This window comes from Paenibacillus sp. S02, from assembly GCF_019454065.1.
Taxonomy (GTDB): domain Bacteria; phylum Bacillota; class Bacilli; order Paenibacillales; family Paenibacillaceae; genus Paenibacillus; species Paenibacillus polymyxa_B.
Map to the genome: position 1 here is coordinate 1,125,356 of NZ_CP073682.1, position 15,272 is coordinate 1,140,627.

Below are 15,272 nucleotides of genomic sequence, written 5' to 3' on the forward strand. Positions count from 1 at the left end.
GGGTGGTCGGCTCTGGGCTCTCGGCGCATAATAGGCTTGTAAGGAGAAACCAGTTCAGGAAGGGGCCGGTTGATTTGCTGAAACGAAGGTTACGGACATGGATGGCTCTCGTGATGACGGCGATGTTGACAGGGCTGACGGCTTGCAGTGGTAACGCTGGCGAACCGGCTAATCCTAATGCGGTCGAACTCAAGTTCATGTACTGGGGAAGCAATGATGAGAAGCAGGCGATGGAAAAAATGATTCAAAGCTTTAATGCTTCCCACCCGAACATCCGGGTGAAAGGCGAGCATGTCCCTGGTGACTACACGACGAAAATTAACACGTTAATGGCTGCCAATCAGCTTCCTGATATCGCCTACCTGGGCGATTCCCTCACGATGAAATGGGCAAGTGAAGGCAGACTCCTGGATTTATCCTCTTATTATGACGAATATCCCGAATTAAAAAACAAGCTCAAATCCTCCTATCTCTACAGCGAACCCGGCAAGTCTATTGGAAATTACACCGCATTGGAAGTGATGCAGTTATTTTACAACAAGGAGTTGTTTACAGAAGCAGGGGTACCCGTCCCTCCGGCTGATCCTCAAAAAGCGTGGACATGGGATGGATTTCTGGAAATTGCCAAAAAGCTGACCAAGGATCAGAACGGCAAGCATCCGGGAGACAGTGGATTTGATCCGAAAAATATTGTGCAATACGGCTTTGCCTTCGGCAATGACCGCAGCTCCTGGGGGCCGCTTTTAGCGAGCAACGGTGGAGGTTTGACTGACAAAACGGGCAAGAAGTACACCCTGAACAGTCCTGAGTCGGTGGAGGTTTTTCAGAAGTTGCAGGATCTGGTTTTCAAGGAACATGTTTCTCCTGATTTGATCCAGCAGCAGGACATGCCGTCCAATACGATTCGGCTTCAGACAAGAAAGGTCGCTATGGTGGTGGACGGGACATGGTCCCTGCTCGATTTTTCGAACAACAAGCAGCTGCAATGGAGTATCGGCGTTCTGCCGAAGCTAAAAGAGCCCAAAACGATGATTGTTGCGGGAGCCACGGTCATTTTCCAGAGCACCAAGCACCCGAAGGAAGCGCTCGAATTTTATTTGTACCATAACAATCCCGAAAAGGTGGATTTGTTCAAGTCCGGTCTTTGGATGCCTATTGAGGAAAAATATTATACCGATGAGCAGGCCATCCAGTCATGGACAAATAATGCCGCACATCCACCGGAATTTCAAAAGGCTGGCATTGAGTATGCCAGAGATTATGCGATCAAGCCATCAACTTCGACCCTTCGCAACTGGCCTGATATCGGTTCCAAGCTGACTCCAGGGCTGGATCTGATCTGGACGAACAAGAAGACGCCGCAGCAGGCGCTGGATGAACTGGAACCTATCATTCAGCCATTGCTTCAAGGAGTATACCCGGATGAATAATGCGGCGGGACAGCTGCGAAAGGAGAACGGCCCATGAAGCGACCAAAATCAGGAATGATGCGTATGGAGCGAAACTGGGGTCTGCTATTCGCGCTTCCTGCCATCCTCGGATTAATGATATTTACAATTGGACCGATCGCGGCCTCGTTCGTATTCAGCTTAACCGATTGGACGATTGGTGGACAGATGACCTTTATCGGATTGGACAATTACCGAACCATTTTGACCGAGGATGCTACCTTTTCCCAATCCATGTTCGTGACCACATATTATGCACTGGGTAGCGTACCTCTAGGCTTGGCGGCAGCTTTTATCATTGCACTGTTATTAAATCAAAAGGTGAAGGGTTTGTCGGTGTTCCGTACGATTTATTATTTACCTACCATTGTACCGAGTATTGCCAACACGATGCTGTGGCTGTGGATGTTCAACCCGGATTTTGGTCTGTTAAATTCGCTGTTGGAGAGCGTTGGACTGCCGGGGAGCAAATGGATTTATGACGAGAACACTGCAATACCCTCGCTGATCATGATGAGCACCTGGGGAATCGGGAACACGGTCATTATCTTTTTGGCGGGACTTCAGTCGGTTCCCACCCATCTGTATGAAGCAGCTGAGGTAGACGGCGGCAATAGGTGGCATAAATTTTTTCACATTACCGTTCCTTCAATGACACCAACCATTTTCTTCAATCTGGTCATGTCTTTAATCAGCACCTTTCAGGCATTCAATCAGGCGTATGTTATGACCAACGGGGGACCTAACAATTCAACCCTGTTCTATGTGTTCTACTTGTGGCGTACGGCCTTTACGGAGACTAAAATCGGCTACGCCTCAGCGCTGGCCTGGATCTTATTTTTCGTCATTATGGTCCTAACGGTTCTGATTTTCTCCACATCCAAAAAGTGGGTCCACTATGAAGGAGGGGAACGTTCATGAATCAGGTCACTTCTTCTGTCAATCCTTCAGAAACACCGCAACATCCGCTTCCACAGCCTGAACGCTCCCGAAGTCCTGCTACCGCCACCCGTTCCAAACCATTCCCAATCAGCCGTGTTGTACTGTATGTCGTTTTAATTATAGGTAGTGTTTTAATGCTGTTGCCATTTGCATGGCTCATTCGCAGTTCTCTGATGGGGACATCGCAAATTTTCGTGTTCCCGCCAGAGTGGATACCCTCTCCTTTTCAATGGAGCAATTACCCCGAAGCGCTGACTTCAGTACCGTTCGGCAGGTATTTTATGAATACGTTCATGATTGAGGTATGTGTGCTGGCAGGAGTGATGTTGACCTCGATTGTATCGGCGTTTACCTTTGCCCGCCTACGCTGGCCTGGACGTAATCTGATTTTTTCCCTGCTGATCGGGTCGATGATGCTGCCTTACGCGGTGACGCTAATTCCCACTTTCGTGATGTGGCGTGAGCTGGGCGGTCTGAATACATTTCTGCCGCTGATTGTTCCTGCATGGTTCGGTGGAGGGGCGTTTAACATCTTTTTGATGCGACAATTCATGCTGACGATTCCACGCGATTTGGACGAAGCGGCTTATATGGACGGAGGTACGCCTCTGACTGTACTATGGCGCGTCATTATTCCTTTATCTTCGCCTGCGTTGATCGTGATCGGAATATTTACATTTATTGATGTGTGGAATGATTTTTTGGGCCCGATTATTTACTTAAGTGACGAAAAGCATTTTACGCTAGCGCTGGGGCTAGCGACTTTTCGGGGATTGAACAATACCAACTGGCCTTACCTGATGGCGGCTTCCAGCACGATTTTGGCTCCCATCGTCCTGATATTTTTTATCGGTCAACGCTATTTTATCGAAGGCATCACATTGACAGGGATTAAAGGCTAAAAGGAAGCTGAGACGCGCTGGTGTGCTTGAAAAAGAGACGGAGAATTGGGTGCAGGACTTACGGGAAAAGCGGCAACGAGAAGAGCATACATGTGTTCAAAAGCAAGTGGAGAGTGTGTTCTAAGGCATATGCCCTGAAAAGAGATGTGGAATAAGGAGGCGTACGAGTGAAAGAGGAAGAGAGTCAAAAGACAAAACCGTTACAGGGTGTTCCTGGCAGACTGGCCCGGTTACGCTCGGAATTCCCGGCTCTAGGGATAGATGCACTGCTTATTACACATGGGCCTAATCGAAGATATATGACCGGGTTTACAGGCTCGGCTGGAATTGCGCTTGTTACGCAGGAAGAGACTTTTTTAGTGACGGATTTCCGCTATATGATGCAGGCAACAGATCAGGCAGTGGAATATTCAGTTATTCGGCATGAGGCGCAAATCTTCCAAACCGTGGCCGATCTCACAAGTAAATTGGGTGTCCACAGACTGGGTTTGGAGAGCAGGCATGTCTCACTTCAACAGTCGGGACAGCTTCAAGCCGCGCTGGGCTCGTTGGAGTACGTACAAACGGAGGATGTCATTGAACGGCTGCGCGATGTGAAAGACGAAGAAGAGATTCGCATCATTAGCGAAGCTGCGCGTATTACCGATGCCGCCTTCACGGAGGTGCTGAATTATATTCAGCCTGGAGTTACAGAGCGGCGGATTGCGGCGGAACTGGAATATCAGCTTCGGCTCGCAGGCGCGGAATCAGGCGGTTTTGCGTTCATTGTCGCTTCAGGTGAGCGTTCGGCGCTGCCGCACGGACTGGCCAGTGACAAGGAAATTGGTCAGAACGAGTTCGTCACAATGGATTTTGGCGCAAATGTGCGTGGTTATCTATCCGATATCACGCGTACCGTATTCGTAGGCCAGCCCTCAGAACGACATGAGAAATTGTATGCCATTGTGCTGGAGGCAAATATGAAGACGATTGCAGGGCTTCGCCCCGGTTTAAGCGGTCGGGAGGGAGACAGTCTGGGGCGGGATGTGATTGCCTCTTACGGCTATGGGGAGCAGTTCGGTCACGGGCTGGGCCACGGCTTTGGTCTCGAGATTCATGAGCAGGTACGGCTGTCCCGCGAAAGTAAGTCGGTGCTCGTACCGGGTCATGTTATTACCGTGGAACCGGGCATTTATATTCCAGGTTTCGGCGGGGTTCGGATTGAGGACGATGTGCTGATCACAGATGACGGTGTCAAGGTACTGACCACTTCGCCTAAGGAGCTGCTTTTATTATAAAACGCAGTGGCGTTATAGGTAACTATCCATAGTTTGCAAGTCATTCAAAAATGAGATGGAGGGGATCAAATGAACACGCATAAAAGACACACCAAAATATGGCTGACTGCGCTGGCGGCTTCTCTCATTGTGGCTTTGACACCAGCTATTCCGGGTCAACAGGCTTATGCCGAGGCGGAGTCGGATGTAAAAGTCATCGACATCTTTAGTCGGACGGTGAACGATTATGGTATAGATCTGGTTGATTGGCAAGGATATCTGGCGAACCCGTATGTGAAGCTAAAAGTGAAGCCGCCAGCGAATGCCGCTTTTCCGTTAACGGTTACGTTAAATGCGCAGGGCACGTCCCGGCTGATGATGGATTTGCCTAGTACGTTGTCGGCGCAAGGTGCAAGCAAAACGCTGACTTTTGCCAATGCACAGGAGGAAAAAGATTTTCGGTTAGCCATCCATCCTGACCGGATTGGAGGAAACGGTGAAATAGAGAACTATACGCTGTCTATGTCCGTTGCCGGAAATGATGGTCACACGACTACTCAGTCCATTCCGATTCGCGTGTTGGATCAGGACGATAATAAAGAGCCCACAGTCCCTCTCCATTTTGATTACCGCTTCGATACGATCAAGCCTTATTTCAATGATGCGGCTACCAAAAAAGCCGCAGAGCTGGCGGTAAAGGACTGGTTCTATTTCTTTGATCTGGCTCCTTTCGATGAGGTTCCTGCCAACGCGGAGGTAAACCATCTGCCAGGAGACGACTGGCAAAATGAAATACAGGTGACAAATGATAAGCCCTACAAAGGCATGTGGGTGTTTATGAGAGGGCTAAACGGGCCCTATTCTACGGGCTTTCCAGCCACGAACGGCAATTATCATACACGTAACGGTGTGACCGTCCCGGGGAACCTGAACCGTTCCTATAGTTTGATTCTGGATTTCTATGATGATGCGATTCCATTCACATCCGTGGACGATGAAGAATGGTATCAATCCGATCTGTCCAAGGTGACGGATGTGCATGGGCTGATCATGCATGAATTCGGTCATGCGATTGTGTTCAGCGACACATTCCCGGGTGTCAAAGCGTTGAAGGAAGCGGCGGGCAATGACCCGGATATTATGGCTTATCAGCACAGACCGGCTGCATTGGACGACAGCTATCATCTCTCCGGAGAGCTTGCAGAAGTCGACCGATTGAGCGGTCAAAATGGAGGCTGGCGCCATCTGTTCCCGACCCGGCGCTGGATGAACACGAAGCTTTCGCTGCTGGTAGCAGAAAAAGCAGGCTGGCCGCTGCGTAAGGACCTGACTCCTTTCCTCGCGCCAGAAATCATGACGAAGGAATTGCCAGCACCCGTCAAAGGCAAAGCGTACACGGCCAAGCTGGAGGCCAAGGGAGGCGTTCCGTTTTACGATTGGACGGTGACAGGCGGTCAACTGCCCGCAGGGTTCACACTGGACCGCTTTACAGGAACGATTAGCGGAACAGCAGGCAGCGGAGCAGGCAACAAGACGTATACGTTCACCGTACAGTTACGGGATTATGATGAGCTGAGCAAGCCTGTGACACAAAGCTTTACGCTCAAGCTGTAAATAATACCTCACAAACAGATTAAAACGGTCGAAGGGAGGGAAGCGAATGAAACATGATGCCGCGGATCTGGTCATTGTAGGCGGCGGAATCATCGGTACAGCCATCGCTTATTATGCAGCTAAGTCCGGTATGAAGGTCGTGCTGGCTGAGCGAGGGGAGATTGCTGGAGGCACTTCGTCCCGTTGTGATGGAAATATATTGGCAATTGATAAAGAGCCCGGTTTTGACAGTCGAATGTCGTTGGTATCGCAGGAGCTGGTGGCAGAGCTGGCTAGAGAACTGGAGGATGAGTTTGAGTATCGTGCGCCTGGCAGTATTCTGGTCTGTGAAAACGATCAGGAGATGCAAGCGGCTGAGCAGTGGGTAGCCCGCCAGCAGCAGGAAGGACTTCCGTTTCGCATGCTGGATCATCAGGATTTGCGAGAGGAATGGCCGCATTTAGCGAAAGATTTGCCGGGCGGGCTGGAGTGTGCGACAGATTCCACTGTGAATCCGGTGTTGATGACGTATGCACTGGCCGAGGCCGCGCGTCGGATGGGAGCGAGGCTACTGCCCCGCACACCGATACAATCTGTCCTTAAGGACGAAGAGGGAAACGTCCGCGGGGTAGAGACAACCAATGGCGTTATCCGTGCTGGGGCAGTTGTGTTGGCGGCAGGTGTGTGGACACGCAGCATCGGTCATTCACTCGGTTTGGACCTTCCGATTATGCCGCGCAAAGGACATATACTGGTGTCTGCCCGAATGCCTTCCATTGGGAACCGCAAGGTAATGGAGTTCGGCTATCTGATGAGCAAGTTTGGAGGTCAGCGGAGTGTGGATGAGCTTTATGAAAAATACGGTGTAGCGCTGGTATTCGAGCCAACCGCATCCCAAAACATTCTGATCGGCAGCAGCCGTCAGTTCGTCGGTATGGACACACGTGTCGATCAGCAGGTGATTCGCTTAATCGCCCGCAGAGCCATTCGTTTTTTTCCTGCTTTAGCCAATGTATCGCTGATGCGGGCATATACCGGCTTGCGTCCATGGACACCTGATCATTTGCCAATTGTATCAGCGGTGGACGAAGTACCGGGGTTGTTTATCGCTTCTGGCCATGAGGGGGATGGCATTAGTCTTGCGGCGGTTACGGGTAAGCTGGTGACCGAAATGGTACGAGGTGAATCCACTTGTATTCCGGTGGAGCTGCTGCGATATGACCGATTTGGGGAGGCTTTTACCAGCCACGAGGTTCACGGGGAGGTAACCGGATGAGTGTACTGGGCAGAATTACTACCATTGATACCCATACGGGAGGCAATCCGACGCGAACGGTCATTCACGGCGCGCCTAAGCTGGTAGGTCATACGATACTGGAAAAAATGACTTATATGGCAGCACATCATGATGATTTTCGCCGTTTGCTGATGTTCGAGCCGCGAGGGCATGAGGTGATGTCGGGCTGCATTTTAACAGAACCTTGTCATCCAGATGCAGATATCGGTGTGGTCTTTATAGAGACTGGCGGCTATTTACCGATGTGCGGTCACGATACGATTGGAGTATGTACGGCGCTGATGGAAGGCGGGCTGATTGCTGCGGATAAAAAATCGATATTGCTGGACACTCCGGCAGGCCCGGTTCAAGTGCGGCTGGAGGTGGATGCGGGCAAGGTGCGACAAGTAACATTCACAAACATCCCTTCTTTTGTGTACCGCCGTGAGGTGGAGGTTCAGGTAGAGGGCATCGGTCAAGTCACGCTGGATATTGCGTATGGAGGCAACTTTTACGGCATTGTAGAGGCGGCTTCCATCGGTCTTGCACTGGAGCAGAGCAATGGGGCGAAAATTGTACGAACAGCGGTGCAGATTCGGGAGGCAGTGAATGCTGTTGTTGAGGTAGTACATCCTGAAAATCCGGTTATTCAAGGGTTGACGCATATTGAATTTTACGGGGAGCCTGTGGCTCCACAGGCCGATTGCCGCAATGTCGTCGTCATCCCACCGGGAGGTATCGATCGTTCTCCTTGTGGCACAGGAACCTCAGCCAAGGTAGCGGTGCTGCACGCCAAGGGAAAACTGGGCTTAAATGAGCCGTTTGTACATGAAAGCATCACAGGCTCCATGTTTCGGGCTGAAATCGTGGGCGAGACGCAGATAGGTCCTTATCCGGCAGTCATTCCACAAATTACAGGCTCGGCTTGGGTGACGGGACATCATCAATTTGTGTTGGACCCCGAGGACCCGCTTAAAGAAGGTTTTTTGCTGATGTGAGCATTTTGCATCATTCCCGAATGCTGAATATGAAAATAAAGATGGGAAAGGGTTGGTGAGCATATGGCACGTTTTGAAGGTGTATATGTGGCCTTGGTTACACCGTTCACGGCAGAGCTGGAGGTAGACCATAAGCGTCTGACCGAGCTGTGCGAGCATCTGATCGCAAGCGGCATTAGCGGACTGGTTCCTACGGGATCGCTGGGAGAATACGCGGCTTTGTCCCCGGAGGAACGGTCGCAGGTTGTGCATACCGTAATTGACGTTGCGGCAGGGCGTGTCCCGGTTGTTGTCGGCTCGGCGGCTCCGTCCACCAAACAGGCGGTGCATTGGATTCAGCATGCGAAGGATGCCGGGGCTGCGGGTGTCATGGCACTGCCGCCCATTAATTATAATCCACTGCCGCACGAGGTAACGGCCCATTATGAAGCATTATCGGAGGTGGGCTTGCCGATCATTGCGTATAACAACCCCCATGATTACAAGGTTGACTTGACTCCAGATATTCTTGCGGACTTGTCGCGAATTGAAAATATCGTAGCAGTCAAGGAATTTTCCGGTGATGTACGGCGTATTCACGCTATTTTGGATCAGACAGAGCTGGAGGTCATGGTCGGAGTGGATAATCTGGCGATGGAGGGGGCATTATTCGGCGCGACAGGCTGGATTTCGGGGGTGCCTAATGCGCTGCCCAAGGAAGGGGTAGAGCTGTTCCGACTTGCGCAGGAGGGAAATATGGCGGAAGCGTCCACGTTGTATCGCAGGCTGCTGCCGCTGTTCCACTATGATGCCAGCCCGCAATTGGTACAGTCCATCAAATATATGATGGAGCTGGCTGGATTTCCGGTCGGTCCGACACGTCCGCCCAGACTTGCGCTGCCGCAGGCGGATTATGACCGGATTCGCGAAGCTTTTGAGGTGGCAGTTCGTCCGAGCGGTGTTTCATCCTGAATGGAGGTGAAGACGATGGAGAGCCGAAATTGGATCGGCGGTGAGTGGCTGAACCCTTCAGGCGAGGAAATGGTGGTTCACAATCCTTCGTCCTTGAAGGAGGAGGTCGGAGTCGTCCATTTTTCAGAAACGGGCGATATTACACAGGTCGGGGATGCGGCACGGCTGGCTCAGGCGGGCTGGGCCGCTTTAAGTCCCGCAGCTCGGGGAGCTTATCTGTTCAAAGCAGCCGGGTTACTAGAGGCAGCATTACCTGAATTGGCTGAGCTGGCTAGCCGTGAGATGGGCAAGCCGATTACCGAGATGCGCGGAGAGGTCATGCGAGGTGTCCATCTGCTCCGGTACTATGCGGCAGAGGGCGTACGTTCCATCGGTACGGTCATTCCTTCGAATGAGCCGGGAGTGCTCCAATACACGAAGCGCATTCCGCTGGGGGTAACGGCAGTCATTACGCCGTGGAATTTTCCGGTAGCTATTCCGCTATGGAAAATCGCCCCTGCACTCTTGTGCGGAAACACGGTCATCTGGAAGCCTGCCGAACATGCTTCATTAACTGCAGTGCGGGTCGCCGAGCTATTCGAGGCGGTGCAGCTTCCGCCCGGCGTACTGAACTTAGTCATTGGGCAAGGTAACCGTATTGGCGATGCCTTACTGGAGCATCCGGTACTGGATGCGGTCAGCTTCACGGGTTCTACTGCTACAGGTTTGGGCATTGCCGAGCGATGCGCGCGCCGTAACATGAAGTACCAGACCGAGATGGGTGGTAAAAATGCCGCCATTGTGCTGAAGGACGCGGATGTAACACAGGCGGTGGCGATGATTGTTAGCGGAGCCTTCCGTTCAGCCGGGCAAAAATGCACGGCCACCAGTCGAGTGATTGTGGAACAGTCTGTCTATGAGACGTTCACGGAAGCCTTACGCCAAGCGGTGGAAAAAATACAGATCGCTCCGGCGCTTGACCCCAGTGCGTATCTTGGACCTGTGGCATCCGCAGGTCAGTATGAGAAGGTCATGTCCTATGTATCACTCGCCCGCCGGGAAGCTCACATTTTGGCCGAAGGTGGAGCCACCGCCGGGACGGAGAACGGGTATTATGTGCGCCCATTGGTGGCGACTGGACTAAATTCGTCCCATTCTTTGATTCAGGAGGAGATTTTTGGACCTGTGATGGGGGTAGTGCAGGCGGACGACTTCGAGGATGCGATTCGACTGTGCAATGATTCTATTTATGGATTAAGCGCGTCTCTATTCACCCGCGATTTGCGGCTGGCTCACCGGTTTCTGGATGAGGCGAACGCCGGTATGGTCCGGGTTAATCAGGAGACGGCTGGTGTTGAATACCAGGCTCCGTTCGGCGGTCTGAAGCAATCCAGTTCACATACCCGGGAACAGGGTCAGGCGGCGCTGGATTTTTATTCAGCAATTAAAACCTGCGCGATTAGCTATGAGTAAGCGGGCGACGGGACGAAGTGAGACGGTTGGGACGGATGTGCAGAACGGGCAGCTCAGGAAACATGACGCGGCAGATTCATTGCTCGTATGTCGCTGTGAAGAAGTGAGTATTGCACAGTTGGAACAGGCTTGCCTCATGGGCGTGGACACCGTGCGCCAGCTTAAAATGGCTACGCGGGTGACGATGGGGGCATGTCAGGGCAGGGTATGCCGACAATTGGTGGAGTCATGGTTTTACAATCAGTATCCTGCTGCCCGCCGGGAGGCGGAGCTGTTATCACAAAGGCCTCCCGTACGTCCCGTAACGTTCGGGCAGCTGGCAGAGGGAGGTTCTTTATGAGCCGCATGCGTATTGTAAATCATCCTATTTTGGGACCCAAGCCGGAACGGCGGCAGGTATCTTTTATTTTTGACGGTCGTCCCATGCAGGGATTGGCCGGAGAGCCATTGGCAGCAGCACTGCTGGCCAGCGGCGTCCGTTTGCTGAGAAGGCATGAAGAATCCGGTACGGCCAGAGGTGTATACTGCGCCATTGGGCATTGTAACGAATGCCGCCTGACGGTTCATCCGTTCGGTACCGTCCGTTCCTGCCTGACCAAGCTGGAGGAAGGCATGGTGGTGGAAACCGGACGGCAGCTTTCGAATGAAATCACAGGGAGAATTGTGACATGAATGAAATGGCGCATCTCATCGTCATTGGGGCGGGTCCCTCCGGATTGTCCGCAGCGGTATCGGCTGCTGAGCAAGGATTGCCAGTCACGGTACTGGATGAGTTTACAGAGCCGGGTGGACGCATGCCCGGGCAATATCATGAGGAAGGCAGTCAAGGCTGGTGGGTTGGAAAACACGTTTCGGATGAGCTGATTACCCGTTGCAGGGAACTTGGGGTGGACATTCGCTGCGGCGTTTCCGTACATGGTATGGAATATACAACAACGTGGGAAATTTCCACTTCCTGTGGTTTGTTCACTGCGGTTTACGTATTGCTAGCGACTGGAGCTGCCGAAATTCCCGTTCCGCTGGATGGCTGGACGCTGCCTGGCGTAATGTCCATCGGGGCCGCGCAGGTAATGACCAACGTTCATTACGTTAAGCCGGGAGAACGCGGCATCATAGTAGGCATGAACGTATTGTCTATGGCGATTGCTCGCGAGCTGTCCGTCGCCGGAGTGAACGTGGCGGCGATTACACTGCCGTGCGCTAATCCGCTAGCTGGTGCGGCGGCAGATCCGACAGCCTCCGCGAAGCTGCTGCTTCAGCTGTCAGGGCTTGCTCCTGCCGCCTGGATGCGTGCAGGCGGCAGGCTGGCAGCTGCGATGCGGATGGAGAAACTCATAGCGTGCTGCTATCCCCACAGAGGCTTCCGTCTGTGGGATATCCCGATCCGGTTGCGGACAGCAGTGCTGTCCGTCAACGGGCAGGACCGGGTCGAATCCGTGACCCTGGTTCACGTTAAACCGGACGGCTCGCCTATTCTCGGCAGCGAGCGCGTCGAACCCGCCGACTTCGTGGCGCTGAGCGGCGGCTTGTACCCGCTCGCCGAGCTGGCGGCGGTAGCCGGGTGCAAATTCGTGTACAGCCCTGAGCTAGGCGGGCATGTTCCACTGCATGGTGAGCGAATGGAAACCTCGCTCAAAGGGCTGTACGTTGCCGGCAATATTACCGGCATCGAAAGCGGGCTGGTCGCCATGGCCCAAGGTCGATTAGCCGCCGCTTCCATGCTCCATGCCGCTGGACTCGGCGGAGCTGGCGGGGAACAGCGGGTACAGGAGGCGATCCGTGAGGTCCATTTTACACGGAAGCATGCGCTGATTCAGTTTCATCCCGGCATTACAGAGGCGAGAACACAGCTGTACCAGCAGTGGGGGCAAACCTCTGGCAGCGGCGTGTAACGGCTCGTTGTGCTTGCTATGCGTTTTTTTCCATCCCAAATTCGCCTTAAAGGAGGAACGGAATATGACTCTTAAAGCAAAAGCCCATATGAAAGCAAGGCCGTTCGCACTGAACGAGGTGGTACTGGCTGAAGGTCCCTTCAAACAGGCGATGGAGCTGAACCGATCTTATTTGTTGGAGCTTCAACCAGACCGCTTGCTGGCGCGTTTTCGGGAATATGCCGGACTTACGCCCAAAGCGCCTCAATATGAAGGCTGGGAAGCCATGACTATTTCTGGTCATACACTGGGACATTATTTGTCCGCTTGCTCCATGATGTATGCTTCGACGGGCGATGAGCGTTTTAAAAAAATCGCACATTATATTACGGATGAGCTGGACGTTTGCCAGGAGGCGCATGGTGACGGATATGTATCCGGGATTCCGGGGGGAAAGGAACTTTTTGAAGAGGTGTCTGCTGGAAATATTCGCTCGAAGGGGTTTGACCTGAACGGTGCCTGGGCTCCCTTGTATACACTGCATAAGTTATTCGCTGGTCTGCGTGATGCACACCATTTGACAGGCTGTGACAAGGCATTAGGTGTAGAGCGCAAGCTGGCGGACTGGCTCGAAGGAATTATGAAGCCGATGAGCGATGAGCAGATGCAGCAGATGATGTTTTGCGAATATGGAGGCATGAATGAGGTATTGGCCGATTTGTATGCGGATACCGGGGAAGAGCGCTACTTGTGGCTGGCTGAGTGCTTCTGGCACAAGCTGGTGCTGGACCCGCTTAGCTCGCAGGAAGACTGTTTGCAGGGCATTCATGCCAATACACAGATTCCGAAGCTGATCGGGCTTGCCAAGGAATATGAGCTGACCAATGATACGAAACGCCGGGCAACGGTGGAGTTTTTTTGGGAGCGGGTGGTGGATCATCATTCGTATGTCATTGGCGGGAATAGCTTTGGAGAATATTTTGGAGCGCCAGATGGCTTGAATGATCGCATCGGGCCTCATACGACGGAGACGTGCAATACCTATAACATGCTCAAGCTGACAAATCATCTGTTTCAATGGAATGTTTCCGCCAAGGAAGCGGACTTTTATGAGCGAGGTCTATTCAATCATATTTTGGCTTCGCAGGACCCGGTTCACGGGGGCGTAACGTATTTTCTGTCGCTGGCGATGGGCGGGCACAAGCATTTTGAAAGCAAATTTGATGATTTTACGTGCTGCGTCGGCACAGGGATGGAAAACCATGCGAGCTACGGCAGCGGCATTTATTTTCACGATCACGATAAGCTGTATGTCAATCAGTTCATTGCTTCCACGCTGGAATGGAAGGACACGGGCGTTACGCTAAAACAAAACACTTCCTATCCAGATACGGATCATACGACGCTGGAGATTCAATGCGATCAACCTGCCTCATTTATGCTACTCATCCGCTATCCATATTGGGCTGAAAGAGGAATTACCATTCGTGTAAATGGCAAGGAACAATCGGTTGTATCGGAACCGGGCAGCTTTGTCTCCATCGCCAGAACGTGGATTGACGGTGATGTTGTAGAGGTGACGATTCCGATGACGCTGAGACTGGAGCAGATGCCGGATAACCCGGATCGGGCAGCTGTCATGTATGGACCGCTGGTGCTGGCAGGCGACCTGGGACCCTTAGAAGATCCTAAAGCCAAGGGTTTCCTGTACACACCGGTATTCATCCCCCAAACGGAAAAGCTGGATGCCTGGATACAGCCCGTGGAAGGCAAGACCAATACGTTTCGTACCTTGAATGCAGGGCATCCCCGGGATGTGGAATTGTCTCCTCTGTATAAAATGCATGACCGTACGTATTCCGTATACTGGGACATTTTTACCAAGGAAGCGTGGCAGGAGGCGGAACAGGAATACACAGCGGCACGCGAAAAGCTGGCGATTCTGGAGCAGTGCACGATTGATTTTGCCCAACCCGGAGAAATGCAGCCGGAGCGAGATCATAACTTCCAGGGAGATGCTTCGACTCGCACCGGATATGTGAATAACCGACCTTACCGGAATGCGGGAATTGACGGCTGGTTTTCTTTTGATCTGAATACAGATCCGTCTGCTCCGATGCTGTTGGTCATTACCTACACAGCTACACTGGAAATGCCTAACTGCGGTTTTGATATTTTGATTAACGGTCATCCGCTTGAGCATTTTAGGGAAGGCTTTGATGAGGCCGATAAGTTTTACAACGTTAATACTGCTATTCCGGCTGCATATCTGGAGGGTAAGGATCAAGCGACGGTGACCTTCAAGGCCAAGCCGGGACAGCGTATCCGCAGATTATTTGGGCTGAGGATGGTCAACAAGGACGTATATGAGCAACTCTATCAAGCTGGAAGTTCAGGTATACATGAATGATCTTTGAAATGTTTCGTGAGAGAAAAGTAACGTTTGATTTTTAGTCCGGTATGATTTATGATGTAAGAAATATTGGATGATGCTGGAATAATCCATATGGTGGTATGAACTGATATATTCATAGTTTTTTTTGCGCGTGAAGCACACGGGCTGTTTCTTCCTTCATAGGGGAG

Annotated in this window: 13 protein-coding genes; all 13 read left to right on the forward strand. The window is 52.1% G+C overall.

Annotated elements, in window-relative coordinates; all coding sequences use genetic code 11:
• Nucleotides 1–74: 74 nt before the first annotated feature.
• Complete coding sequence (locus KAI36_RS05050) at nucleotides 75–1,430, forward strand: ABC transporter substrate-binding protein (RefSeq protein WP_258296117.1); 1,356 nt, start codon at nucleotides 75–77, stop codon at nucleotides 1,428–1,430.
• Nucleotides 1,431–1,463: 33 nt separating this feature from the next.
• A complete protein-coding gene (locus KAI36_RS05055) occupies nucleotides 1,464–2,369 on the forward strand; it encodes a carbohydrate ABC transporter permease (RefSeq protein WP_220027130.1) in 906 nt (301 codons plus the stop codon).
• Complete coding sequence (locus KAI36_RS05060; RefSeq protein ID WP_190298712.1) at nucleotides 2,366–3,292, forward strand: carbohydrate ABC transporter permease; 927 nt, start codon at nucleotides 2,366–2,368, stop codon at nucleotides 3,290–3,292. The genes KAI36_RS05055 and KAI36_RS05060 overlap by 4 nt, the downstream gene beginning before the upstream one ends.
• Nucleotides 3,293–3,459: 167 nt before the next feature.
• On the forward strand, nucleotides 3,460–4,569 hold the full coding sequence (locus KAI36_RS05065; RefSeq protein WP_220027131.1) for a M24 family metallopeptidase: 1,110 nt from the start codon (nucleotides 3,460–3,462) through the stop codon (nucleotides 4,567–4,569).
• A gap of 69 nt (nucleotides 4,570–4,638) precedes the next feature.
• Nucleotides 4,639–6,162: an Ig domain-containing protein gene (locus tag KAI36_RS05070; RefSeq protein ID WP_220027132.1), complete on the forward strand. Its 1,524-nt coding sequence runs from the start codon at nucleotides 4,639–4,641 to the stop codon at nucleotides 6,160–6,162.
• A 46-nt stretch (nucleotides 6,163–6,208) separates the two neighbouring features.
• A complete protein-coding gene (locus KAI36_RS05075; RefSeq protein WP_220027133.1) occupies nucleotides 6,209–7,417 on the forward strand; it encodes an NAD(P)/FAD-dependent oxidoreductase in 1,209 nt (402 codons plus the stop codon).
• Nucleotides 7,414–8,415, forward strand: a complete 1,002-nt coding sequence (locus tag KAI36_RS05080) for a proline racemase family protein (RefSeq protein WP_220027134.1) — start codon at nucleotides 7,414–7,416, stop codon at nucleotides 8,413–8,415. Before KAI36_RS05075 ends, KAI36_RS05080 begins: the two co-directional genes overlap by 4 nt.
• 63 nt (nucleotides 8,416–8,478) lie before the next feature.
• Entirely contained in the window at nucleotides 8,479–9,366 is an 888-nt protein-coding gene (locus KAI36_RS05085) for a dihydrodipicolinate synthase family protein (RefSeq protein WP_220027135.1), read from the forward strand.
• Between the two features lie 15 nt (nucleotides 9,367–9,381).
• Nucleotides 9,382–10,818: an aldehyde dehydrogenase family protein gene (locus KAI36_RS05090; RefSeq protein WP_220027136.1), complete on the forward strand. Its 1,437-nt coding sequence runs from the start codon at nucleotides 9,382–9,384 to the stop codon at nucleotides 10,816–10,818.
• Entirely contained in the window at nucleotides 10,811–11,158 is a 348-nt protein-coding gene (locus KAI36_RS05095) for a (2Fe-2S)-binding protein (RefSeq protein WP_220027137.1), read from the forward strand. Before KAI36_RS05090 ends, KAI36_RS05095 begins: the two co-directional genes overlap by 8 nt.
• Nucleotides 11,155–11,490 (forward strand): (2Fe-2S)-binding protein, encoded by a 336-nt coding sequence (locus KAI36_RS05100; protein WP_023987257.1) that lies wholly within the window; start codon nucleotides 11,155–11,157, stop codon nucleotides 11,488–11,490. The genes KAI36_RS05095 and KAI36_RS05100 overlap by 4 nt, the downstream gene beginning before the upstream one ends.
• Nucleotides 11,487–12,710 (forward strand): NAD(P)/FAD-dependent oxidoreductase, encoded by a 1,224-nt coding sequence (locus tag KAI36_RS05105; RefSeq protein ID WP_220027138.1) that lies wholly within the window; start codon nucleotides 11,487–11,489, stop codon nucleotides 12,708–12,710. Before KAI36_RS05100 ends, KAI36_RS05105 begins: the two co-directional genes overlap by 4 nt.
• Nucleotides 12,711–12,774: 64 nt before the next feature.
• Nucleotides 12,775–15,099 (forward strand): glycoside hydrolase family 127 protein, encoded by a 2,325-nt coding sequence (locus KAI36_RS05110; RefSeq protein ID WP_220027139.1) that lies wholly within the window; start codon nucleotides 12,775–12,777, stop codon nucleotides 15,097–15,099.
• Nucleotides 15,100–15,272 lie beyond the last annotated feature (173 nt).